Raw genomic sequence first — 23832 nt, 5'->3', positions numbered from 1 at the left:
GGCCGGCGTCCTAGGCCGCTAGACGAACGGGGCTCGCTTAGCTGTCCGTTTCGGACTTGCTAAACACTATAGGATCCCCGAAAGATTGCACAAATCGGCAGGTAACGGACCCTTTTTACACAGATAAAATCCCGAACCTCGTTGCCACTTATGGCTGCGATGTAAACTTCGACTCTCAAGGCCTAGGTGCGGATCGAATCAGTGGTTATTCCGCTGGCGTGCCGTTGGCTGCTGGGGCCGGAGCACTAGTTAGTCATCGCTGGAGGTTCGGGAGGACACGTGCGCTAACAGCATGCGATGCAAGGCTCCTACTTCGCTCGAGTGTTGGCTTTAAGAAGTTGTGGATTATGGCGATGCCGCCTTGTATTATCTGCTAGAGTCGCGTCGGCGATAGTGATGATTTTCAACTTCCGCCATCCGCTCTCCTTTCTGTCGGGAATGCGTTGTACCTGCAGTGTATGGCCAGAAAAGGCATACCGGTAGGACTTAGACCAATTGGCCACTGGTCCACCCCCTGGTACTCCACCGCCCCTCCCGTCCACCTCGCCGAAGATGCACACCGGTATGGGGTAAAACCAGACCACTCAGATGTCACGAGAAGCCACGCCCCTTTACTTGCATCTAGTGCAAGCGTTACACTTGCACTAGATGCAAGTAAAGGAGGCACATCATGAACAGCGACCTTAAAGTCATTGGAGAGGTTCAACAGCGCACAGCTTGGAAGCAGAGCGGGTGGGCGGTAGCACTTGTAGCGCTCGGCATCGGCAGTAGCCTCGCATTCTCTAAGCTGTCGTGGTGGTACACCCTCGCAATCCTCCTACCGACCTTCATTCTCGGCTACCTCCTCAAGGACAAACTCGCGAACCCTTTTGTTCGCCCCAATCCCAACATGGGGCCAAGGAACGATCGCGCCACGTGGTCACGCGTACTGCTTCCCGCCGCAATGATTTTCTCCACCACGCCGACACCTGATACATGGCCATGGATGATCACCAGCGGGGTCGTCGTTTCCGCAGCGATGGCTTGGATGCTCTACGAGAACCGCAACGCGGCCATAAAGGGATCAAATGCCTAAGGACGCACCCAACCAATCCCCTGAGCTGGATCCAGTTATCCACCCGATTAAACGACTCAAGATCTGCGCTACACTCTACTCCGCTGGCGCCACCGGAGACCGGCAAATGAAGTACAGTACGCTCGCCGAGTTGACCGAGCTCCCCGCCGATACGCTTTCCAAGCAGCTAAAGCACCTCGAAGGCTGCGGCTATATTAGCCGCGCCCGAGAGTACGGTTCTACCCGCGCCAAGGACACCGTGTGGGTCACGCTTACTGAGGCAGGCGCACAAGCTTACGTGCAGCACGTGAAGGCGCTCAAAGCCATGACTGAGGGCCTATAGGCTGCGCAGCCATTGCGCTATGCGATCCCCCAGCTGTGGAAACTCGGTATAGCCGTCACTCTCAAGGAAATGTCCAGCGCCGTGGATGGTGATGGGCGCGGCCGAGAGGGCGTCGGCAAGCTGCTGCGTGAGGGAAGGGTCCACCAGGACATCATTAGTGGACACGAAGACCTCTGCGTGAGCGATGTGGGGTTTACTGCGAACTTCCTTTCCCACGTTGACGAACGGATTGTCTTCGGAAGGGAATTCATTGACGAGATTGTCCATTTTGCAAAGTCTCCTTTCAACTTCCGGGAGTTTTCTACTCCTATATCGCAGCCTATGGGGAAAGACTGTTTAATGTAAGGTTCCCGAAAGATTATTTAGAGTATGCCGCGGGTGACAGCGTTGTCTTCGCGGATGATCTCCTGACCGATGCGCTTCAGGCCGAGGGAACGCAGCGTGTCACGCTGGTTCTGCTTCCTACCAACAGTGCCCTTGATCTGACGGATCTTCAGTGCCATGGGTTATGCCCCCTGTCCTGCAGCACGAGCGCGCAGCATGGCTGCCGGAGCAACCTCTTCGAGGCTCTTGCCACGACGTGCGGCGACCTCTTCTGGGCGCACGAGCTCCTTGAGGCCGGCCACCGTTGCGTGAACAACGTTGATGGCGTTCGGCGAGCCGAGCGACTTGCAGAGAATGTCCTGGACGCCAGCGCACTCCAGCACCGGGCGGGCTGCGCCACCGGCGATAACACCGGTACCTGGTGCAGCCGGACGCAGCATGACGACGCCTGCTGCGGCCTCGCCCTGCACCGGGTGGGTGATGGTGCCGTTGATCATCGGGACACGGAAGAAGTTCTTGCGAGCTTCCTCGGCACCCTTCTGGATAGCAGCCGGGACTTCCTTGGCCTTGCCGTAGCCGACACCGACCATGCCCTGGCCGTCACCCACGATCACCAGAGCGGTGAAGCTGAAGCGACGACCACCCTTGACGACCTTGGACACACGGTTGATGGTGACGACGCGCTCGATGTACTGGTTGCGCTCGTCCTGCTGGTTGTTGCGACGATCGTTACGGCCACCGCGGTCGTTGCGGCCGCCGCGCTCGTTGCGATCGTTGCGGTTGTTATCGGCGGAGCGTCCGCCGTTACGGTCACGTTCCGACATCACGCGTTCCTTCCGTTGGAGTTCATGGTGTTGGTGGTCATTAGAACTTCAGACCACCTTCGCGGGCGGCGTCAGCCAGAGCGGCGACGCGGCCGTGGTACTGGTAGCCAGCGCGGTCGAAGACGACTGCCTCGATGCCAGCTTCCTTCGCACGCTGTGCGATCAGTTCGCCAACCTTGGCGCCACGTGCCTTCTTGTCGCCCTCGACTCCACGGACCTCTGCTTCGAGGGTGGACGCAGCGCACAGGGTGTGACCGACGGTGTCGTCGATGACCTGAACGTGCATGTGACGAGAGGTACGGTGCACAACGAGACGTGGAGTCTCTGGGGTGCCGGACAGGGTCTTGCGGATACGGAAGTGGCGACGTGCGCGAGCGTTGCGACGGCGGGTGGAGATGTCCTTGCCCACCGGCAAACGCTGGCCTTCCTTGTTCGTTGCGTTGTTGCTCATTACTTACCCGTCTTTCCATCCTTGCGACGGACCTGCTCGCCTTCGTAACGGATGCCCTTACCCTTGTATGGGTCATCCTTCCGCAGACGGCGGATGTTAGCGGCGATCTGTCCAACCTGCTGCTTGTTGATGCCTTCGATGGAGAACTTGGTGTTTCCGTCGACGGCAAACTTGATGCCCTCAGGCGCCTCAATCAGGACTGGGTGAGAGTAGCCCAGTGCGAACTCCAGGTTCTGGCCCTTGAGCTGCACACGGTAACCCACACCGAAGATTTCCATCTTGATGGTGTAGCCAGTAGTAACGCCCACGACCATGTTGTTGATCAGGGAGCGGGACAGGCCGTGCAGGGAACGGTTCTTGCGGCGGTCATCGGGGCGGGAGACGACGAGTTCTTCGCCTTCCTGAGCCACGGTGATTGGTGCCGGAATCTCTTCAGCCAGGGTGCCCTTAGGACCCTTGACTTCAACGTTCTGGCCGTTGATGGTGACGGTGACGCCAGAGGGGACGGTCACCGGTGCCTTGCCAATACGAGACATGGTTAAACCTCCTCTTACCAGACGTAGGCGAGGACTTCTCCGCCCACGCCCTTGTTGTTGGCCTCACGGTCAGTCAGCAGACCCTGGGACGTGGAGATAATAGCCACGCCCAGGCCACCGAGAACCTTTGGCAGATTAGTGGACTTTGCGTAAACGCGCAGACCCGGCTTGGAAACACGACGCACGCCAGCGATGGAACGCTCGCGAGATGGGCCGTACTTCAGGTTAAGCTCCAGGGTCTTGCCGACGGTCTCGTCGTTAACGGAGTAGTCGGCGATGTAGCCTTCCTGCTTCAAGATTTCGGCGATGTTGGCCTTGATCTTGGAGGATGGCATAGACACGGTGTCGTGGAACGCATTGTTTGCGTTGCGCACTCGTGACAACATGTCCGCAATCGGATCAGTCATGGTCATGTGAAGTGACCTGTTGCCTTTTTCGTTACGGTTCCCGTGCTCACCCTTGATGAATCGCGTGTACCGCACGATCGCTGGCTACTCACGCTCCGCCTAACTCAGTAGTTAGGGGTGCTCGCTGCCTTTATCCGTGCGGCCGCTTCGGGCGAGGGGCCTGTAACAAAGTGGATGTACAGTTTTTCTCCCTTGTAGCGGGAGACTCTTTCCGCAGGTCATGTGACATTCCCGGGATTTTGACGCGTTAGCGTCGAAAAAAAGAACATGGGGGTACCTACCTACGGCAAGACCTGACTAGCCTAGCAACCAGCTAAAACATGTCCAAATCCCTGCTCAGAAGCATAGAGCTGAGGTGTAGGGTCGGCGCCATTCAGGGCCGACCGACCTCACTAGCCGCACCTGCTGGCTCACACACTCACCTGCACAGCTCCACAATCCCTCCTTGTAGTACTTTGATTAGGCTTACCTTGTTCATATAAGCTTGCTCCCGTTAAGATCATGGACTTTCACGCGTCAAGGAGGGATGCATGGCTATCTCTACCCCGCATGCGCAATCCCCTTCTCAATCACACCTGGGGTCTCGCGCGGACGCTACTGCGGACGCTTCTGCCAGCGCTCCATCAGGTAAAATCCCGCGTCGCCTCGTCGGCCTCGGCGTCCTTTTCCTCCTATTGCTCGCCAGCATCGTTGCCAGCATCGTGTTTGGATCACGGCAGATCCCTTTTGGAGAAGTGTCCGCCGTGTTCCGCGATCTCGGCACGGCGTTCGGCCACGCGGAGGGGCTGAATGTGGATCAGCGCGTGATCGTCGAGCTCCGCATTCCCCGCACCCTGTTGGGCCTAGTCGCCGGTGCTGCCCTTGGCGCCTCCGGTGCATTGATCCAAGGGCACACGCGCAACCCTCTCGCGGACACGGGCATTCTCGGCATCAACTACGGTGCGTCCCTGGCCGTGGTTGCCAGCTTCTCCTTGCTGGGTGTGACGTCCGTGTGGGCTACCAGCATGTGGGCGTTCGGTGGGGCCATCGCTGCTACTGCGTTGGTGTTTAGTTTGGCGTCCATAGGAGGAGGACAGGCCAATCCAATGACGCTGGTCCTCGGCGGCGCGGCTTTGTCCGCGGTCCTCAGCGCCATCATCAGCGGTTTTATCCTCACTGACGATGCCAATCTGGATCGCATGCGCTTCTGGACCGTCGGCTCCATCGCGGGCCGGGATCTCACCGTGTTCTACGGCGTGCTGCCGTTTATCCTGGTGGGCCTCCTGCTGGCGTTCATCACGGCACCGCAGCTAAACCTCCTGAATCTGGGCGATGACATCGCCTCCGGACTGGGCATCAACACCCAGCGCGCCCGCCTGATTGGCATGGCTCTGATCGCACTGCTGGCCGGTGCCGCGACAGCTGCCGCCGGCCCCATCACCTTCATCGGCCTGGTGGTCCCGCACCTCGTGCGCGCCATCACGGGCCCTGATTACCGCTGGGTCCTCCCTTACTCTGCCCTGACGGGTGCGGTGATGATGCTGTTCGCAGACGTGGTGGGCCGTCTGATCGCTCGTCCGGGCGAGTTGCAAGTAGGCATCATCCTCGCGTTCGTGGGCGCGCCGTTCTTCATCGCCCTTATTTATCGACGCCGGGTGGTGGCCATTTAATGAGTTCCCTCCTTGCCCGCCCTACCTCTTCCACTATCCCTGGGCGCCCGCCATTCCGCGTGGGCTCATTTTCTGTGGTCTGGCGCCCTCGCGCGTTGACGGTGTCTCTATTGCTGCTCGTGGCGATCGTCTTGCTAGCGGCGGTCTCCATCGGCCTGGGTGACTATCCTGTGTCCCCGGCTCGTGTGCTGGAGGTGCTGTTCACCGGCCAGGGCACCCGCATTGAGCGTCTGGTGGTTTTGGATTGGCGCATGCCTCGTGCGCTGACGGCCATTCTGGTGGGCTGTGCGCTGGGATTATCCGGAGCCCTCACTCAGTCCGTGACTCGCAATGCGCTGGCCAGCCCGGATATCTTGGGCTTCACTACGGGCGCGTCCGCGGCCGCGGTCACCGTCATCACTCTGGGTGGTGGCGCTGGTGGTTTCCTCGGCTGGCTCAGCAGCATCGGCATTCCCTTGGCCGCGGTGCTTGGTGCGGCTGTCACCGCAACGGTGATGTGGGCTCTGGCGTGGAGGAGATCGACTGATTCCTTCCGGCTAGTGCTGTTCGGCATCATCATCTCTGCTCTGTTGACCTCGTATATCAACTTCCTGATGATCCGCACGGAGTTGCGCGATGCCGCGGCCGCGCAGTTCTGGCTTACTGGCTCCCTGAGCACTGCGGACTGGTCCAAGATGTGGCCCATCGCCATTGTTGTGTTGGTGTTTACACCGCTGCTGGCCTGGATTGGTCACCAACTTTTAGCCACCTTGCTGGGCTCGGATACTGCACGGGCTTTGGGACAAAACGTCCAGGGTGTGCAGGTGCTTCTGCTCGCCGCTGCCGTGGCTTTGGCAGCAGTGGCGGTCTCGGCCGCTGGCCCCATCGGGTTCGTCGCCTTCGTGGCCCCACAGGTGGCGCTGCGCTTGTGCAACTGCTCTGCACCACCGCTTCTGGCCTCTGCGCTGACCGGCGCTGCGCTACTCCTGCTGGCAGATATCAGCACCCAAACTCTTCTGCCCGTAGAGCTGCCGGTGGGCATTCTCACCTCGGCAATCGGCGGTGCGTTCCTTATTTATTTGCTGGTCCAACGGAATAGGTCAACCACGGCATGAGAAAAGATCCCACCCTGGAAGTTAGCAGTGCCGCGAACAAAGAAGGACACATGACTCAGAAGCACAGCATGAGCGCACGCGGCCTCGCCGTGGGCTACGGCGACCGGACGGTCATCGAAGGCTTGGACGTGGACTTTCCTCGCGGGCAGATCACCACAATCATCGGCCCCAATGGCTGCGGCAAATCCACGTTGTTGCGAGCCATGTCTCGTCTCCTTCCGGCGAATGAGGGCGAAGTGCTGTTAGACGGCGCCGATATCTCATCCATCAGGCGCAAGGACCTCGCACGGACCATCAGCGTGCTGCCACAAACCCCTACCGCCCCGGAGGGACTCAACGTGGCTGATCTCGTCTCGCGCGGTCGGCACCCACACCAATCGTGGATCCGTCAGTGGTCGTCCACGGACGAAGCCGAGGTGCACAAGGCGCTGGAAATGACTGGCTCGATGGGGCTGGCGGAGCGCACCCTGGATTCTCTGTCCGGAGGGCAGCGGCAGCGTGTGTGGATCTCCATGGTTCTTGCGCAGAACACGGACATCCTGTTCCTGGACGAGCCCACCACCTACCTGGATCTGGCCACGTCGGTAGAGATTTTGGAGCTGGTGCAGCGTCTACGCCGAGAGCTGGATCGGACTGTGGTGATGGTGCTGCACGATCTCAACTTGGCTGTACGCTACAGCGATAATCTCGTGGTGATGAAGGATGGACAGGTCCTCGCCACCGGGCGTCCCAGCGAGGTCATTACCCCAGAGCTACTGCTCGAGGCGTTTGCCCTCAACGCGCTAGTCATCGAGGATCCTGTCACCGGCGGTCCGCTGATCGTCCCCAAGTGACGATCAGGGCTTAGTCCTCCATCAGCTCCTGGGCGGGAGTCTTCTTGGACTTCCGCCAGTTGATCATCGCGGAAATCACCACCGGAGTCACAGACACCAGCACGATGACGATGGCGATCATGTCGATGCGATCCGCAATGCCCGGGATATCCCCCAGCAGCACGCCAATGCCGACCATGCTGACAATCCACAGCACTGCACCCGTGACGTTCCATCCCACGAACTTCTTGTACGGCATCTCCGCGGTACCAGCGGCCACGGGAATGTAGGTACGCACGATCGGGATGAAGCGCCCCAGTACCAGAGCCAACGGCCCGTACTTCAGGAAGAAAGCCTCGGCTTGTTCGAGGTGCTCGGTTATGAGGATCTTGGCGTCGGGCTTAAACAACTTGCGGCCAAAGCGGTGGCCGAGCCAGAAACCTACCTGGTCGCCCAAGAACGCCGCGACGATGGCCACGCCCACCAGAATCGGAACGTTCAAGCCCAGCTGATCGCGCAAGATTGCCGCGGTGACCAGCATGGAATCGCCGGGGAGGAACGGGAAGAGCACGCCGGATTCAATAAAGATAATCAGCGCAATGCCGCCGAGCGCCCAGCCGCCAAAGTTCTGGAGCAGGGTGGTGGCGTCCATGAGGTCGCTTAAGTGCACAGGGAATCCCTTCTAGAAAACAACTGGTCTATTCTTACCCCGGTTTCTGACCGGAATACAGGCAGCTCGCCCCTAGCGTGCATCCGTTATCCCCATGAGTGCCCGTCCCCTAGCCAGCAACAGCAAAACCGCCCCAGCACGTTCATGCGGGGCGGTTCGGCAGTTGATTCAGACTACTTCGTGGCGTCTGTCAACGGCTGCTCGATCTTGTCCAGCAGGTAGTTCAGGCTCAGCACGGTCTGCCATCCGAAGGCCTTTTCCAGGTCGCCTTCCAGGTAGACACTGTGTCCGTCCTTCACGGCGGGCAGCTTGCCCACGATCGGATCCTCGGTCACAGAAGCCTTGCTCTGCTTCGGAGAGTAAGACAGTTGATCCCACACCAGCACGTCAGAGTTGATCTGGTCTGCGTTTTCCTTGGAGACCTCACCGTAGAACTTGTCCTTGGTGATGCCCGCGTAGGCCGGGTTGATCTTGAATCCCAGCTCGGTGAAGAAGCGGCTACGCGGATCGCCCTCGGCAAAGACAGCCAGGCTCTCGTCGGAGACAGTGGCCACGCCGAGTTCCTTTTCGGCCCATTCTGGGTGGCGGCCCTTGAGCTCTGCGAACTTCTCCTTGACCTGCTCCACCTGGCGCTTTGCCTCTTCAGGCTTGCCCACGGCCTGCCCGATCTCTTCCGTGGTCACGTCCCATGGTTGCTGTAGTTCTTCGTATTCGCCCTTTTGTACGACGACAGGGGCGATCTCAGACAGCTTCTTGTACGTGTCTTCATCGATGTCCGAGTACACGGCCACGATGAGGTCTGGATTGTCCTTGGCGATGGCTTCCGCGTTGACTTCTGTGTCCTTGTCGATCCGAGGAGTGTCGCCCTCGATCTTGTCATTGGACCAGTTGCCCGCAGCCTGACCATCCGGGGTCATTCCGTCCCAGTACTTCACGGAGACAGGAGTAACTCCCAGCGCCAGCAGTGCGTCCTGATCCGTGTAGCCCAAGGAGACCACGCGCTGCGGGGCTTCCTTGATTTCGGTGGAGCCGTAGCGGTGCTCGATGGTGGTGGGGAATGCGCCCTGCTCGGCGTTGACTGCCTGGGAGTCCCCGGAATTTCCGGACTGGTCATCAGTCGAGCAAGCGGTCAGTGCCGCGCCCAAGGTCAGCACAGCAGCGGTGCTAACGAGAATCTTCTTGAGTGTCATTTTTCTCCGTTGTTACTGGTGACGGATTTCCGCGCGAGGCGTGGCCCGTACACAAAAGGGAAAGGTCAAACCTTTGGTTGGATATATCCAGCCCTATGTCCAAAGAATTCGGTGGCGGTCAGTTCCGAGTTGTCGTCGAGACGAACACGATCCAGAACAATCGCCGGCGCCGGCACGTTGGCACGGGGCGATCCACAGACCACCGCGATTCCTCCCTCGTGAGGGATGGTGACTCGGCCGGGGGTTCCGCCGAAGCGGCCCTGCGAGACGTGCGCGGAAAGCACGCGGACGCGCTGGCCTCGGAATTCAAAGTAAGCATTGGGGTACGGGTCGGACTGCGCCCTGACCAGCAAGGCGATATCTTCCGCAGGTTGGGTGAAATCTATGCGAGATTCCTGCTCGCCGCGCTTGTGGAAGTACGTAGCGCGGGTGGGATCTTGAGGTTGCGCAGTGGCGGTGCCTTGGGCGACGTCACTCAATGCGCGTTCCACGAGGGGCTCGATGAGGTCGATGGTCTTGGCCACGAGATCCGTGGTGGTGTCCTGCGGACCCACGGGGATCGCGCGCTGGGCAACGATGGGTCCGCCGTCCAGCACTTCATCCATCTCGTGCACAGTGACGCCCACGTGAGTTTCCCGGTTCAACAGCGCCCACAGGATGGGCGAAAATCCGGCGTACTCGGGCAGGAGACCATCGTGGACATTCAATGCGCCGTGCTTGGCCAGGCTGAAAACCTCGGGAGGAAGCCAGGTTCGCCAATTGTTGGCCACGATGATGTCTGGTGCAGCATCGCGCAACGCCTCAATGACGTCTTGACCCACGCGCTCAGTGACACACACCTGGAGCTCATGTTCGCTGGCGAGCTCCTCAACGGAGTCTGCCCACATTTGCTCATAAGGGTGATCGCTGGCAGGGTGCGTAACTACCAAAACTACTTCATGACCAGCATTGATGACCGCAGACAACGTCCGGTGTCCCCACGACTGATAGCCGAAAACAGCAACTCGCATGCAGGGGATGTTAGCTTAGGTTTACCTATGTAGTCAATGATGAAAGTGGCGCAATTTTCATGCCAGACTCCCCGGACGTGACCACCCTTCACCGAATCTCGGTGCCCGCGGATGCGGAAGCCCTCGTTTTCCCGGACCCCTACCGCTCGAACGTCGAGCTCACCGAATCGATGTCCACCGTCGATGTGCGCATCCCGGCGCACTCAGCAGTGACCTATAGCTTTCAATCCGGCGAGCTGAAATATCCCGATCCACATAACGCACACGGCGCAGGCCCACAGGCGAGCCTATTGAGCGGCGATTCTGTGGACCAGACACTCTGGCCGCCTCGCTCCCCAGAAGTCATCGCGGACTTGCCCGGCGCACGCCTGTCCATCGACCGGAAGGTATTCGGCAGGCGCTGCACCGCGCGCCTCGATGACCGCGGTGCGGATACCACCGTGGTGTTTTTGGATGGCGATGACTGGATCCATCTGCATGACCTCACGGGCGCACTGGACCGGGCAGTCACGGCAGGGCTTATCCCCCAGATCAACCGCGTCTTCCTGCCGGCAGCCAAAGACCGCAGCGAGGAGTACACCTCCCAAACATTCGCCAGCGCACTGGCCACCGAGCTTCCGCCGATCATCAACAGCAGCCACATAGTCCTGGTGGGGCAAAGCTTCGGCGGTCTCTCCGCCCTGCGCGCAGCTCTTACGGCTTCCACCGAAACCACGCCTGCAATCAAAGGAGCCATCGCCCAGTCCCCTGCCGTCTGGTGGTCCGCTGACCGTTCTGCAGAGCTCGCGGACACGCTCTCGGACGGGCCCGCAGGAGGCGACATTGCCGCACAGCTCACTGGCCCCTCACTCGAAAATCCTGCGGCTCACAGTGGCTCCGGTCTGGCACGCATCGTACTGACGTGCGGTGCAGAAGAGCCGCCCATGCAACGACACGTGGATGCAGTGGCCGATGCCCTGACACGCCGCGGCTTTCCCACCACCAATCACCGCACGCCCGGTGGCCACGACCCTGCGATGTGGCGCCACGGGATCATCCCGGCACTCGCCGAATTGCTGGGCTGAATCTACGAGCGCGCCTCCACAAACTCCGCCACGCGCTCGACTGTCCGCAGACCGTAGAATTCGCGCACGCCAACCTCCACTCCCAGCTCTCCACGCAGCAGTGCGCAGAGCTTGATGACCGCCATGGAGTGCCCACCCATGTCAAAGTAATCAGCATCCACCGGCACGTCCTCGGGCTCAATATCTAGCGATTCGGCAAACAGCTCCGCCGTGATCTCCTCGGTTTCGTTCGCCGGTTCGCGGCCCTTCTCCGTGATCCTTTCTCCCTCACCCAGTGCAGCAAGGTCGGTCTTTCCATTCGACGTCACCGGCAACTCATCCACGATCGACCATCGATCCGGGATCATGTAGCTGGGCAGTTCCTCGCGCAATGCATTACGCACGCCAGTCAGGAAACTCTGCCGCTCCCCCTGGTCCGCATCGCGCAGTTGTGGGGCCACGAGGTGACAGGCCAGGAGTGTGGCGTCGGATATACGAACAGGAACGGTCACGCAGTGGAGGATGCGGGGATCAACGCCGCGGGACACGGCGGCCGAGACGTCGCCGGGATCCACGCGGTGACCACGAATTTTCACCTGATCGTCGCTGCGTCCGAGGTACTCGAACATGCCATCCGCACGCACGCGGACGATGTCTCCCGTGCGATACATCCGCTCACCCGGGGCGCCCCACGGGCAGGCGACCATGGAGCTGGCGGTGCGCGCCGCGAGCCCATGATACTCCTGCGCTAAGCCGCTGCCCGCGAGGTAGAGCTCACCCGGCGCTCCTGTAGGAACGGGGCGCAACCACGGGTCCAAAACGAACGCCGCCGTGCGATCCACCGGCATTCCGATCACGGGCGTGGCGCTCTCATCCGTGCCAGCACCCAGGGCGTTGATGGTGTACTCGGTGGGTCCATAGAGGTTGTATCCGCGCACGTCATCGGCCTTTCGCAAGGTCTCCCACACGCCGTGCGAGACAGCCTCGCCGCCCAAGAGCACCAGCCGCGGGCGATGCGCGCCGGATTCCAGCATCCCCTCCGCGAGCAGCTGCTCGGCAACGGTCGGGGTGACGTTGATGACATCCACCTGATGCGCGCGAATGGCCTCAACCATGGCCGCAGCATCGCGTCGCAAATCCTCGGAGAAGATCCGCACCTCGTGGCCTTCCACCAGCCAAAACAGCTCTTCCCACGACATATCGAAGGCGAAGCTGATGGCATGCGCGATCCGCAACGTCCGCCCATCGGCAGCAGCTGGGGCGAAGATCTTGCGCCGGTGATTGTCCAGCATGTTGTGCAGCCCGCGATGCTTGATCACCACGCCCTTGGGCTTGCCGGTCGATCCGGAGGTGTACATCAGGTAGGCATCGTCCCCGGGCACCGCCGCAGGCGTGTGGGTGGTGGCGTGGGAATCGGCAGTGGTGACGTCGACGCAAGGAAGCGCACCGATCCGCTCCATGCGCTCCCGAGAACTCGAGTCCACCAGCGCGGCTGCGGGCTGGCTGTCCTCCACGAGGACCCGGAGCCGCCCATCGGGGTGCGTCAGATCAAGCGGCGCGTAGCGCACCCCTGCCCACAGGGCTCCCAGCAGAGCCACCACCGAATGCGCGGAGCGCTCCACCGCAATGGCGACAGTATCGCCGCTGGTCACGCCGCAATTCTTGATCTTTTCCGCAATGTCGGAACAGCGAGCAATCAGCTCACCGAACGTCCACTGCTGTGCGTCATCCGCTAGCGCGATGCGATCTGGGAAGCGCTGGGCGGTGTCCTTGAGCTCATCCGCAATGGTGCGGTCAATGCCTTCGGCCTTCTGCCAGGAAGCCATCTGCTCCGTCGTGCTTTGCGGGGAAGAATCCTCCGCTCGGGCTGGCGCCAACTGGGCCAGCTGAGCGAGCGGGACCTCTGGTGTGTCCACAAACGCGGTCAGGACTTCGGTCGCGGCCTTGAGCACGGAATGTGCGAGGGACTCGTCCACCACGTCGTGGCGGAATTCCAGCTTGATGCCCAGCTTCGGCCCCGGAGTGAATACCCAGGTCAGAGGGAAGTGCGTGGAATCTTCCGCGCGCTCCTCCACAACCCCGTGGCGTTCCCGAAGTTCCGCTGCTGCCTGCGGATCGAGGAAGTTCTGCACCACCACCATGGAATCGAACAGCGTGCCTACCCCCAGCTGCCGCTGGATGGCGCCGAGGTCCGCGGAATCGTGGTCCATATCCTCGATGCGCTGGCGATAAACATCCTGGACCAGTTCTTCTATGCTCTGGCCGGGCCGAGCTGTCACTCGCACTGGCACTGTGTTGAGCAGCACTCCCACCACATCAGACATGGCGGGGTCGCTCAAGGCATCGCGGCCACTGACAGACTGACCAAACACCACATCCGAATCCCCTGTGACAGCACCCAAGGCCACGGCCACGGCTGCGTTGACCACGGAGGTCAACGTCACGGCCTGCGCCCGGATCTTTTCCTGCAGTGCGCCGGTCAGCTGCTCGCTGACCTCGGCAAACACCTGGCGAGGCAACTCGCTACCAGCGTGCTCTGAAGAGATATCCGCGGCCTGCGGGGCAACGAGCGTGGGCTGAGACAACGTCTCTAGGCGATGTACCCAATAGTCGCTATCTGCCTGCTCTTTGCGAGTGTCAACGGACTCGAGCAGGGCGTCAGCAATAGAACAACCGCGAGGAACCAACTCTCCCGCACCCTGCGTGCGGGCCTGGCCGGACCTCAACGTCAGCCTCTCGAGGAAGGTTTGCAGCATCACTGCACGCGACCAACCATCGACCAGAACCAGGTGGTAGGTAAGAAGCAGCGTGTCGCCAGGCTGTCCGTCACTTCGGCCGGTGACGATGGTTGCCTTCGCCAGCGGCACGGATGCGAGATCGATGCCCGCGCTGCGATCAGCGTGCATGATCGCCTCGAGATCCCCTTCGGTGGTCTCGACGGGGAGGTCAATGCCCTGTCCACTCCACGGCAAGTTCTGCACGGGTTGGCCGGAAGCATCGGTGTGGAACTCCGCGCCCATGGCTGGATGCACGGTCACTGTGTCCCGGAAGGCTTCCACCACGGCCTCGGCATCCAGTCTCCGGTCAAACGTCAACGCAGTCTGTGCAACGTAGGCACCCGGTGCTGCCACCTGTGACTGGAACCAGATTCCGCGCTGCAGCACGCTCAGCGGAGCGCGGCGTCCTGAGGATTGCTCGCGGCTGACGTGCTCCTGCAACTCGCGAGCAACCTCGCCGATGGCGCTGCGCAAACGCTCGGCGGAAATCACCGCATTCACCACGGACAGCTCCATGCTTACGGCCCGCTCGCTAGACCACACATCGGCCTCCACCAGGTAATCCGTCCACTGGCAGGCGGCATCGCCCGGCGCGTGGAGGACAGCGCCAGTCTCTCCCCGTCCGAGGTAGTTGACCAGGATCTGTGCCCCATGGGCCAGGGTTCGCTGCCCTTGCGGGTGTGTGTATCGCAGTGCCTGATAAGTGCGGCGGTCCGGGGCTGTGCCGTCCTCGTGGAGCGCGCGCATTTCCGCTGCGGCACGTGCTGCATCCGCTGGATCAGCCAACGGGATTTCCACCGGCGCGATGGTGGTAAACCATCCGAGGGTTCGACCATAGGAATGATCAGCCGGACGTCCGTGGCCTTCTACGTCCACGGCCCAGCTCCGCGCGTCCGTGCCCATTGTTCGAGCCACCGCGACGGTCACCAGTCCTGCCACGAGGTCCTGAACGTCCACACCCATCACGTCGGGTGCAACGCTCTGCAGGACCTGCGCGGTCTGTCCGTCAATGTTCACTTCGAGCGTGCTCACATGATCCGTACTCCACTGGTTCGAGTCCTCGACGGGCCGTGGCAGCGTAGCCAGTTCACTCCAGTGCAGGGCATCCTGAGCTGCTGCGGTGTGAGCATCGTGCAGTTCTTGCAGGCAAAGATCCTTGTAGCTCGCCTGCCCGGAGAGAATCCTGCGCCCTGCGAGCGCATCGCGCAGATCGTCTTCCAGAATCATCCAACTGGCGCTATCGATCACCGCGTGATGAGCAACGGCCTTGACGTACCCATCCACACACCCGAGCACCACGCTACGACCAGCAGCAATATCGATGTGATCGATCAATGCATCCACGTCCAAAGCCCGCACAACCATAGGGCCGTCTCCCTCGGCACCAACAAAGTGCGCGAACGCAGAACTGGTGTCCACGCGCGTACGAAGCATCGGATGTGCCTGCGCTACCTGCTGCAGGGCCTGTTCCAAGTCCTCCACAGCGACTGGCCCCAGATCCAAGCGGCGCGCCTGCACAAAGCGGTCGCTCATGCCTCTTTCCATCTGCCTGCGCAGCATCGCCGGGATGGGGAAAGCCCCCGAGATCTCCTGGTGCCCGTCCTTGGGCAGGGCTTCTTCCTGGCTCTGCCTTGTTTCCTGGATTTTCTGCTGGGTGGCCTGCGGCGTGACCCGCTCGGCAATCTTGCGTGGCGTGCGGCCCAAGAAGAAGTCCCGCGGAGTCACGTTGAGATCAGCGCGCGCCAGCGCGTGAGTAACGCGGATGGCAAGAATACTGTCTCCACCTAAGCGGAAGAAGTCCGAGTCCGGCTCCACCTCGGCGCGGTCCAAGCGAAGTGCATCAGCAATTGCCTGCGAGATCGCCTCCACCAGATCCGAGGTGCCCGAAGCCTGCTGAGCAGCAGGAATCTCACCCAGAAGGTCCAGGATCGCGCGCTCATCCCGCTTGCCATTGATGGTCTGCGGCACCTGCGTACTCACCGCGAATAGCTGCGGAACCATGTAGGCAGGGAGCGCGTCTCGGGCCGCTGCGGCAGCTCGGGAGGTGATCGCCTTTGCGTCGGCACGAGAATCCGTAATCAACAACGCACCCGGCACCTGGCCTTCGGGCAGATCGACGACCACCACGGTGGCCTCCCGCACACCGCTGACCTTCTCCAGCGCGCTCTCGATCTCCCCCAGCTCCACGCGATAACCGCGCAGCTGCACCTGCCTATCGGCGCGGCCCACGTAATCCAGATGACCGTTGTTCAGCACCTTTGCCATGTCATTGCTGCAGTACATCCGCGCGCCGCCGCCAACGAAAGGATCGGCCACGAAGCGGGAGGCCGTGGTAGAAGCAAGCCCCCAATAACCCGCGGTGACCTGCGGCCCGGCAACGTACATCATGCCGGTCTCTCCAGGCTGCACCGGCTGTAATTGCGCGTCCAGAACATAGGTACGCAACCCGTCCATCGGGCGGCCGATCGGGCTGCGGGCCTCCCCTGCATTCTCGGAGCATTCGTGTGCTGTGACGTGCACTGTCGTCTCCGTGATGCCATACATGTTGATAAACCGAACATTCGGATGAGCACTGCAGTAGGCAGCCTCCGCGCGGGCCTCCAAGGCCTCGCCGCCGAAGATCACCGTGCGCACCGCAGAGTCCTGCCCGAGGTGCGGCTCCAACGCGGCAAAGGCGGTTGGGGTCTGGCTCAGCACCGTGATGGCTTCGGCACGCAACACCTCTGCGGCATCCTCGGGCGAGCGCATCAGCGCATACGGCATCACCACGGCACGCCCGCCGGAGCTCAGCGCTGCCCACATCTCCCACACCGAAAAGTCAAAGGCGAAGCTGTGGCTGATCGACCACACGTCCTCCTGCGAAAACTCCACGTGGCTGCGAGCATTGCCCAGCATCGCGGTCACGTTGGCGTGTGTGACGGCCACGCCCTTCGGCCGCCCTGTGGAGCCGGAGGTGTAGATCACGTAGGCGATGTCATTGGCACGGGCCACGCTTGCCGACCGGCCCGCAGGCGGCTTCGCTTCCCCGCTCATCGTCTGTTCACTGACCACGAGGACGGGACAATCTACCAGCTCAGAGACCATTTTTTCCGCGCTGGGAGACACCAGCACGGCATCGGGCTGGCAATCCTCCAGGATCAATTCCACCCGCGCTTGCGGGGACAACGGATCCACGGGAACGTAGGTGCCGGCGGACATCGTGGTCGCCAGAATGGCCGCAACCTGCCACGCATCGCGCTCCATGAGCAGGGCTACTCTCGGGGTGTGGATGGCAACCTTCCGGTCCAGCACAGCGCGTATACGCTGAGCGGCGTCGTCTAGTTCTTCGTAGGTCCAATGCTCCGCAGCACCGTCTTCTCCGATGCTGGTCAGGGCGGGCCGGTCGCGGGAGTGCTCGAAGCTGCGTCGCCACAAAGAAGGAAGCGTGTCCACACCAGATACCGCACCCAACGCCTCTGCAACCTCACCCACGGTCGCCACCGCACCGGATTCAGACAGCAAAGAATCCACACTCACCGCGAGCATCTGCGCGATCCTTTCGGCACGTACCTCGGTGATTCGCTGCGGATCGTAGATCAGGCGCAGTGGGTGCTCAGCGGAAGGGTTGACCACGACGGACAGGGGAAAGTGCGGCGCGCCATTGTTGCGCACGTCAGCAACCTGTAGTGGCGAGCCGGGGCAGCCCACGTCCTGTGGAGATAGCGGCACCTCCACCACCATCAACGTATCCAGCAGTTCGCTGGCGTTGGTTCCCAGGTCGCGGGCAATATCAGCCAGGCTGACGTGCTGCACATCGCGGACCTGATTGTTGTGATGGACCATGGCGTGCAGCATGCTGGTCACCGGCAGGGTGGGATCAGATTGCCCCGGCGCGACCACCGGGATGGTGTTGAGCTGCATGCCCACGGCATCGGCCACGCCAAGAACGGGAATGTCACGGCCGGAAACGGAAGTGGCAAACACCACGTCAGCCCCAGGTTCGCAGCCCACCAAGGTGCGAAGGACCAGCCCCCACGCCGCGTGCACCACATCCGGCAGGCCCACACCCGCTGCCCGAGCACGCTCAGACAAGCCAACAGTCCGCGGATCGTCTACCAGCAACTCCCGGCGCTCGAGCGAACTCGAAGGATTAGGGCACAGCACCGTGGGGCGTACCTCGCGCATTTCCTCGCGCCAGACGGACATATCGGCTTCCGCGTCTCTGCGCGCCACCCATCGCACGCTGCCGGCCATTCCGGCGTCCGGGTCGTAGCGCGGGATTCGGGCATCGTCATCCCGGTAGATCTCCAGGAGATCCCGCAGCATGATGGGCACGGACCATCCGTCGGCGATCAGGTGATGCACCGTCTGGATCACGGCGATGTCCTGGCCACACACCGCACCATCGACACTGGTCGGGAGCACAACGGTCCATCGCATGAGCGGCTCGGGCGCGGCATCACCGGGCGGCTGCAAGGAGATTCCCCGCGAGAGGTCATCAGCGGCAATCTCTTCCGTACGCTGCACGAGCCACCCGTCTAATCCAGGCCCAGCCAACTCGGCAGGCACCGTCACGTCCCGAAAGTCCACCCGCAAATGCTCGGCAATCCCCGGATCAATCACGGCAACCACATCGCCACCGTCAGTTTCCCAAGGGCGGGTGCTCAGTGCGGGGTGGCGTCGGATCAAATTACGCGCAGCGCGGGCGAATCGCTCCCGGTCAAACGGTTCGCTGCATTCCACCCGCAAGACCTGTTGCTCCACATACGAGCTGGCCGATTCCTCGAATAGCGAGTGGAAGTACATGCCGTGCTGCAGCGGGGTCAGCGGCAGCACGTCCTGCAGCTCCGCGGAGCTCTGCGCAGTGATTCGTGCCAGGTCCGCAGAGTTCACGGGTGCGGGGGCAACGTCGCCCACGGACAACACGCCGTGATCGGCAAGCGCTGCCACCTCGCGCAATGCCACATCCCAGTGCGCGACCAATTCGTCGATCCGTTCGGGGGAGATCCTGCCGCGCGCCCAGGAGATCGTGGTGCGCAGGACGTATCCCTCGCCGGTGTCTTCGGCGATCGCGTTGAACTCCAGCTCGCGGACCAACGGCTGGTCCGGGTCGCGTTGCTCGCCGAGTTGGCCGGTGGAACCCGCGGGAGCGAAATCTTGTGCTCCTGCGGATACGCGCCCCAAGTAGTTGAACAGCACCTGTGCCTGCGGAGGGGTCTTCGCGGACTGATGCAACCAGGTGTGGGCCTGGTAAGGAACGCCGTTGCCGGGGATGGCCGCGAGCTGGTCTTTCACTGCGTTGAGTGCCAGCGCTAGCGGGGCGATGCTGCCCTCGACCTCTGTGGAGGCCTCCTGCACTGCCGCCCGGGTGGGGTCGATCAGCATGGGATATAGGCAGGTGAACCAGCCCACCGTGCGTGAAAGGTCTGCTTCCCTGCCCTGTGGCCCGGGTACGAATCGGGTATCGCGGCCGTGCCCCTCCATCTCCACCAGGGTCCATGTTTGTTTGTTTCGACGCCAACGCGCCAACGCCACGCTCAATGCCGTAAGCAATACGGAATTCGCCCCCGTGCGGAAAGCGTGGGGCACCGCACCCAGTAATTCGTCCGTGATCTGCACTGATGCCTCATGTACCACGCTGCGCTCCTCACGGACTGTGGGCGCTTTCTCGGGACTATCAGCAAGCGCTGGCACCTGCGGGTCCCGCAGAGGTTCATCTGCACTCGGCAATGGGGGCAGGGAACTATTGGCATCCTCCGCGAATTCGCCAGTATCAACGGCCTGTTGCAGCAGCTGCGTCCATCGGCGCAGGGACGTCCGCTCCGGCGCGAGCTGTTCCCCGCGATACGCCGCGGCGAGGTCCTCGCCGATAATGTTCCATGACACGCCATCGACCACCAGGTGATGCACCACAAGGCGCAATCTTCCGGGCACCAGCCCAGCCGCTACCACCACTCCGACTGCCGGATCCAGCAGTTCAGAAAGCGCAGCGATGTCCGTGGTGGGGTGGATCGCCACCGCTTCTTCGGCAGATTCCTCCGGGAGTTCCAGCCGCAAGGGATTCCGCTGCACACGGGCCCGCAGTGCAGGGTGCGCCTGCAGCACGTCAGCCACCATTCGCCCGGCCAGCTGCGCATCCACATCTTCTGGAACTGAAAACTCCACGGACTGAATGAAGCCGTCCACGTGATCAGTAATGGAATCGAACCAGCGCAGAATCGGCAGCGACTGCACCTCACCGGTTGGTTCATCGTCTGGATCCTGCACGAAGGTTCCGCGCTCTTCGGCGCACCGAGCCAGTTGCTGTGGAGTGCGCGCAGAGAAAATATCTCCCACACTCACCTCCACCCCGCGCCGTCCCAGAGCCGAGACCAGGGTGATGGCCCGCAGGCTATCGCCACCGATATCGAAGAAGTCCGTCTCCGCACCCACCGCGCTAACCCCCAATGCTTCAGCCATTGCCTCCGCGAGCAGAGCAACGGTTTCCCCGTCACGTTCAGCATCGGCCGGGGCATCAGTGAGCGAGCTCCAATCAGGTTCCGGCAGTGCCTTCCGATCCACTTTTCCGTTGGCCGTCCGCGGCAACTCATCCATGACGGTGATAATCGCGGGCACCATGTATTCGGGCAGTACCTCGGCACACCAACTACGGATCGCAGCACCCACGAGGCCCGCAGTCACCGTCACGTAGCCCAGCAGTCGCCCCTCCCGAGCAATCACGCTCGCCGCCTCCACATCTGGGTGTCCCACCAGCGCAGATTCCACGTCCTCCAACTCCAGACGCATGCCACGGATTTTCACCTGATTATCGGCCCGCCCCACGAATTCCAGCGAGCCGTCGTTGTGCCGGCGCACCAGGTCTCCCGTGCGGTACATCCGGGTTCCGTCCGACGCAAACACATCCGCAACAAAGCGGCTGGCCGTGAGTCCTGGGGCATTGATATACCCCTTGGCCAGCAGGAATCCGGCCACATAGAGTTCACCAATTTCTTGGTCTGGAACCACCCGCAGGTGCTCATCGAGCACATAGAGCCGACAGTTGGGATTGGCCACACCGATGCTCGTGTTGAGGCGATCCTCGTCGTCACGGTAGATGACGTGGGAGACACCGATGGTAGCTTCCGCTGGCCCGTACCCGTGGTACAGCGGGATGGCCAGCTGCTGGCGAAAGCGACGGAACAGCGCCTGGGTGAGCATCTCTCCGCCACACCAGACATGCCGCAAGCTGTCTAATAGATTCGTGCCTTCGGCCTGTTTGAGCATGACGTCGAGAACACTCGAAACCAGATACGCAAACGTCACGCCCTCGCGATGGATGAGGCGGGCCAAGCGTTGGGGGTCTTGCTCCACGCCCGGCGCGGCCACCACCACGCGGCCCCCGCAAACCAGCGGCAGGAAGATCTCATTGATGGAGATATCAAAGGCCAGCGGTGCCTTGAACAGGGAGGCATCATCGCGGCCGAAGAACAGGATCTGATCGCGCTGCCAGAGCAAGCGCTCCACGATCGCACCGTGGCGGATCATTGCGCCCTTTGGGCGGCCGGTGCTGCCAGAGGTAAAGATGACGTACGCAACGCTGTCCGTGGACGGCGGGGTGAACAGCTCGCGGGTGGCATCGAGGTCGAATAGCGCGTCTTCGGTGAGCGCGCAGTTGTCCGGCGTGAGTACGAAGCTCAGGCTGGCATCGTGGGTGACGGATTCCCGGCGCGCCTGCGGCCACGAGGGGTCTAGCGGGACAAAACTGCCACCGGCGAGCAACGTGGCGACGATACCCACCACCATCTCCGCGCTGCGCGGCAGGGAGATTCCCACACTCTGACCAGCGCCAATACCGTGTTCCCGCAAATTTCGCGCTACAGCAGTTGCATGGGCGACGAGCTGCGCATAGGTCAGTCTGTGCCGGTCATCCACCACTGCGAGCGCATCCGGGGTCTCCTGCGCATGCTGCAGGAGCAGGCTAATCAGGTCCGGGCGATCGCGATCCTGATCCGTGTCATTCCATATGCGCTGCTGGGCGATCCGATCCTGTTCACTGCGGCCATGACCGATGACGGCGCCGCCATCTCGAGAAGCAAGCGTATCGCCAGAGGAAAACGGAGTGTGAGCAGACGATCGGGTGGGCACAAAGAGCCTTTCGGTTGATGGGGAAACAGGGAATCAGACGCGGATGGCGGACGTCGGGCTAGGTGTCAGCCAACCTCAAGCGGAGCACGGCTCGGGAAAATCAGCCTGCGATCAGGTGCGAAGAATCCCGATGTTGCTCGGAGCGGAGATCTTCATCCGCCGGCGCACGATGCGTGCGTTGCTGACCCGTGATGGCCTCCACCAGTTCCCCGGAGCGGGTCGCGATGTTGGAGAGCAACGTGGAACCGAGTCCATGCGTGGCCTCAGTTGCTCCCTGCACGAAGAGTCCTGGCACGCGCTCGCCATTGAGCACGGCGCCGTAATCCCTAGTGACGGTGAATTCTTCACTGCCGTGACTATCAGCGTGAATCCCCGCAAGACCGCGAGATCGGAAGCCCGTGGCGCACACCACCACGTCAAAGTTTTCTGTCACCACGTCTCCGGTTACTCGGTGGCGAATGTCCACGTCGACGCTGCCGTCGGAACAATTACGCGCACCGAGCACCTCCGTGGTCCGGCGAATATCGAGCCGCTGACGCCCGGTGACGCTTTCCCGATACTGACGGTCGTGGAGCTCATCGAGGAGCTCAGATTCCACGCAGGCGTAATTGGTGTACCGGTGGCGGATCAACAGCTCGTTGCGGATCGCATCGGGCGCATGGAAGAAGTCATCAACGGCCTCCGGGTCGAACACCCGATTGGCGAAGGGGCTGTCATCGGCGGGGATGAAGCCGTAGCTGTTCAAGCTGCCCGTGACGGTATCGATATGCGGGCAATCGTGGAAGTACCGGATGGCCTCGGCTGCGGACTGGCCCGCGCCGATCACCAAAGCTCGGCGGATATCCCACCCACTGTTCAGCAGCTTCTTGGTGCGCGGGAGCAAATCGATGTTGTGGAAGATGCGCGAGGTGTCCAAGGAGCTGTCCTCTGCCCACGCAGGCATCTTGGCTTCCAGCCCGCGGGCAACCACCACGTTGCGGCAGCGAATGGACTCCGACTGCTGAGCTCGCTGCCCTTCGGACTCACCGCTTCCTAACTTCCTGCGGACGTGCACCACAAAACGAGCTCCGTCTGCGGCCAGTTCCGGAAGCGTCTCGATGGACGTCACGGTGGTGTTGTACTGCGTGTCCACGGTGATGTGATCCGCGATCCATCGGAGGTAATCGGCGAATTCCACGCGTTCCGGGGTGAAGGTTTGGCGGCTCTTCCGGTTTCGGGGTGCGTAGCGGGGTGAGGTAGAAATCGACGGGTTCAGCGGGTCACCACAACATGTAGGGGTCCCTGGTGTGAAGATGAAAGTTCCTACACAACCATCTAAACCCACCAGGAACCCGTACTGTGAAGCCTACTGGAAACCTCGTTGCCGACACCATCTGCCGTACCGCGGAAATCGGACTTGCCATCACCGGTGCCGCTGATGCCGGACCGCTGACCATCATTGAGGCCACGCCCGTAGCCGTTATCGGCGTGTGCCCGGACTGCGGACAGCTAGGCAAGCTGCGCGACCACACCACCCGTCGACTCGTTGATCTTCCCGTTGTTGGA

At 61.7% G+C, this 23832-nt stretch carries 17 protein-coding genes and 1 pseudogene; 7 read left to right on the top strand and 11 right to left on the bottom strand.

What is annotated here, in order from left to right; all coding sequences use genetic code 11:
- The first annotated feature begins 670 nt into the window (after nt 1-670).
- Nucleotides 671-1075, top strand: a complete 405-nt coding sequence (locus HMPREF2932_RS10125; RefSeq protein ID WP_070730319.1) for a hypothetical protein — start codon at nt 671-673, stop codon at nt 1073-1075.
- A complete protein-coding gene (locus HMPREF2932_RS10120; protein WP_070730320.1) occupies nt 1068-1397 on the top strand; it encodes a transcriptional regulator in 330 nt (109 codons plus the stop codon). The genes HMPREF2932_RS10125 and HMPREF2932_RS10120 overlap by 8 nt, the downstream gene beginning before the upstream one ends.
- On the opposite strand, the gene HMPREF2932_RS10115 is transcribed toward HMPREF2932_RS10120, so the two are convergent.
- The 6 genes from HMPREF2932_RS10115 to rpsH form a co-directional block, all read right to left on the bottom strand.
- Entirely contained in the window at nt 1392-1664 is a 273-nt protein-coding gene (locus tag HMPREF2932_RS10115) for an alpha/beta hydrolase (RefSeq protein WP_071410092.1), read from the bottom strand. The two genes, HMPREF2932_RS10120 and HMPREF2932_RS10115, sit on opposite strands and share 6 nt — an antisense overlap.
- A gap of 95 nt (nt 1665-1759) precedes the next feature.
- Nucleotides 1760-1900 (bottom strand): 50S ribosomal protein L30, encoded by a 141-nt coding sequence (gene rpmD, locus HMPREF2932_RS10110; protein WP_035004239.1) that lies wholly within the window; start codon nt 1898-1900, stop codon nt 1760-1762.
- Between the two features lie 3 nt (nt 1901-1903).
- Entirely contained in the window at nt 1904-2545 is a 642-nt protein-coding gene (gene rpsE, locus HMPREF2932_RS10105) for a 30S ribosomal protein S5 (protein WP_012359604.1), read from the bottom strand.
- A gap of 40 nt (nt 2546-2585) precedes the next feature.
- Nucleotides 2586-2996, bottom strand: a complete 411-nt coding sequence (gene rplR / locus HMPREF2932_RS10100) for a 50S ribosomal protein L18 (RefSeq protein WP_035004242.1) — start codon at nt 2994-2996, stop codon at nt 2586-2588.
- Complete coding sequence (gene rplF / locus HMPREF2932_RS10095) at nt 2996-3532, bottom strand: 50S ribosomal protein L6 (RefSeq protein WP_035004244.1); 537 nt, start codon at nt 3530-3532, stop codon at nt 2996-2998. The genes rplR and rplF overlap by 1 nt, the downstream gene beginning before the upstream one ends.
- A 14-nt stretch (nt 3533-3546) precedes the next feature.
- Nucleotides 3547-3945, bottom strand: coding sequence for a 30S ribosomal protein S8 (gene rpsH, locus HMPREF2932_RS10090; protein WP_034986964.1), 399 nt, complete (start codon nt 3943-3945; stop codon nt 3547-3549).
- Nucleotides 3946-4469: 524 nt separating this feature from the next.
- Between rpsH and HMPREF2932_RS10085 the strand changes: the two genes are divergently transcribed.
- Genes HMPREF2932_RS10085 through HMPREF2932_RS10075 form a run of 3 tightly spaced genes read left to right on the top strand, consistent with a single transcriptional unit; the run spans nt 4470 to nt 7515 of the window.
- Nucleotides 4470-5588, top strand: coding sequence for a FecCD family ABC transporter permease (locus HMPREF2932_RS10085; protein WP_071410091.1), 1119 nt, complete (start codon nt 4470-4472; stop codon nt 5586-5588).
- The gene (locus HMPREF2932_RS10080) at nt 5588-6682 is read left to right on the top strand and encodes a FecCD family ABC transporter permease (protein WP_005325330.1); all 1095 of its coding nucleotides are present in this window, start codon (nt 5588-5590) and stop codon (nt 6680-6682) included. Before HMPREF2932_RS10085 ends, HMPREF2932_RS10080 begins: the two co-directional genes overlap by 1 nt.
- Before the next feature lie 50 nt (nt 6683-6732).
- A complete protein-coding gene (locus HMPREF2932_RS10075; RefSeq protein WP_019176090.1) occupies nt 6733-7515 on the top strand; it encodes an ABC transporter ATP-binding protein in 783 nt (260 codons plus the stop codon).
- A gap of 10 nt (nt 7516-7525) precedes the next feature.
- Here the strand turns inward: HMPREF2932_RS10075 and HMPREF2932_RS10070 are convergent, their stop codons facing one another.
- The 3 genes from HMPREF2932_RS10070 to HMPREF2932_RS10060 form a co-directional block, all read right to left on the bottom strand.
- Nucleotides 7526-8164, bottom strand: a complete 639-nt coding sequence (locus tag HMPREF2932_RS10070) for a DedA family protein (RefSeq protein WP_005325329.1) — start codon at nt 8162-8164, stop codon at nt 7526-7528.
- 173 nt (nt 8165-8337) lie between these two features.
- The gene (locus HMPREF2932_RS10065) at nt 8338-9354 is read right to left on the bottom strand and encodes an iron-siderophore ABC transporter substrate-binding protein (protein WP_071410090.1); all 1017 of its coding nucleotides are present in this window, start codon (nt 9352-9354) and stop codon (nt 8338-8340) included.
- A 65-nt stretch (nt 9355-9419) separates the two neighbouring features.
- Nucleotides 9420-10364 carry a methionyl-tRNA formyltransferase gene (locus tag HMPREF2932_RS10060; RefSeq protein WP_005325328.1) on the bottom strand — a complete coding sequence of 315 codons (945 nt, stop codon included), beginning with the start codon at nt 10362-10364 and terminating at the stop codon, nt 9420-9422.
- A gap of 77 nt (nt 10365-10441) precedes the next feature.
- Between HMPREF2932_RS10060 and HMPREF2932_RS10055 the strand changes: the two genes are divergently transcribed.
- On the top strand, nt 10442-11428 hold the full coding sequence (locus tag HMPREF2932_RS10055; protein ID WP_224784305.1) for an alpha/beta hydrolase: 987 nt from the start codon (nt 10442-10444) through the stop codon (nt 11426-11428).
- A 2-nt stretch (nt 11429-11430) separates the two neighbouring features.
- Here the strand turns inward: HMPREF2932_RS10055 and HMPREF2932_RS10050 are convergent, their stop codons facing one another.
- A complete protein-coding gene (locus tag HMPREF2932_RS10050; protein WP_071410089.1) occupies nt 11431-22287 on the bottom strand; it encodes a non-ribosomal peptide synthetase in 10857 nt (3618 codons plus the stop codon).
- Nucleotides 22288-22387: 100 nt separating this feature from the next.
- The gene (locus HMPREF2932_RS10045; protein ID WP_256381034.1) at nt 22388-23611 is read right to left on the bottom strand and encodes a SidA/IucD/PvdA family monooxygenase; all 1224 of its coding nucleotides are present in this window, start codon (nt 23609-23611) and stop codon (nt 22388-22390) included.
- A 14-nt stretch (nt 23612-23625) separates the two neighbouring features.
- On the opposite strand from HMPREF2932_RS10045, the pseudogene HMPREF2932_RS10040 reads away from it, so the two are divergent.
- A pseudogene (locus HMPREF2932_RS10040) lies at nt 23626-23832 on the top strand (ISL3 family transposase); the annotation flags it as partial.

The organism is Corynebacterium sp. HMSC074H12 (genome assembly GCF_001813755.1).
Classification (GTDB): Bacteria; Actinomycetota; Actinomycetes; order Mycobacteriales; family Mycobacteriaceae; genus Corynebacterium; species Corynebacterium hiratae.
Note: the sequence above shows the minus strand (reverse complement) of the source record. Positions and strands in the feature narration are given on the sequence as shown.

Excerpts from the sequence above, each read along its gene's own strand:
- HMPREF2932_RS10125 (WP_070730319.1), top strand. The coding sequence starts at position 671 with ATGAACAGCGACCTTAAAGTCATTGGAGAGGTTCAACAGCGCACAGCT.
- HMPREF2932_RS10120 (WP_070730320.1), top strand. The coding sequence starts at position 1,068 with ATGCCTAAGGACGCACCCAACCAATCCCCTGAGCTGGATCCAGTTATC.
- HMPREF2932_RS10115 (WP_071410092.1), bottom strand. The coding sequence starts at position 1,664 with ATGGACAATCTCGTCAATGAATTCCCTTCCGAAGACAATCCGTTCGTC.
- rpmD (WP_035004239.1), bottom strand. The coding sequence starts at position 1,900 with ATGGCACTGAAGATCCGTCAGATCAAGGGCACTGTTGGTAGGAAGCAG.
- rpsE (WP_012359604.1), bottom strand. The coding sequence starts at position 2,545 with ATGTCGGAACGTGACCGTAACGGCGGACGCTCCGCCGATAACAACCGC.
- rplR (WP_035004242.1), bottom strand. The coding sequence starts at position 2,996 with ATGAGCAACAACGCAACGAACAAGGAAGGCCAGCGTTTGCCGGTGGGC.
- rplF (WP_035004244.1), bottom strand. The coding sequence starts at position 3,532 with ATGTCTCGTATTGGCAAGGCACCGGTGACCGTCCCCTCTGGCGTCACC.
- rpsH (WP_034986964.1), bottom strand. The coding sequence starts at position 3,945 with ATGACCATGACTGATCCGATTGCGGACATGTTGTCACGAGTGCGCAAC.
- HMPREF2932_RS10085 (WP_071410091.1), top strand. The coding sequence starts at position 4,470 with ATGGCTATCTCTACCCCGCATGCGCAATCCCCTTCTCAATCACACCTG.
- HMPREF2932_RS10080 (WP_005325330.1), top strand. The coding sequence starts at position 5,588 with ATGAGTTCCCTCCTTGCCCGCCCTACCTCTTCCACTATCCCTGGGCGC.
- HMPREF2932_RS10075 (WP_019176090.1), top strand. The coding sequence starts at position 6,733 with ATGACTCAGAAGCACAGCATGAGCGCACGCGGCCTCGCCGTGGGCTAC.
- HMPREF2932_RS10065 (WP_071410090.1), bottom strand. The coding sequence starts at position 9,354 with ATGACACTCAAGAAGATTCTCGTTAGCACCGCTGCTGTGCTGACCTTG.
- HMPREF2932_RS10060 (WP_005325328.1), bottom strand. The coding sequence starts at position 10,364 with ATGCGAGTTGCTGTTTTCGGCTATCAGTCGTGGGGACACCGGACGTTG.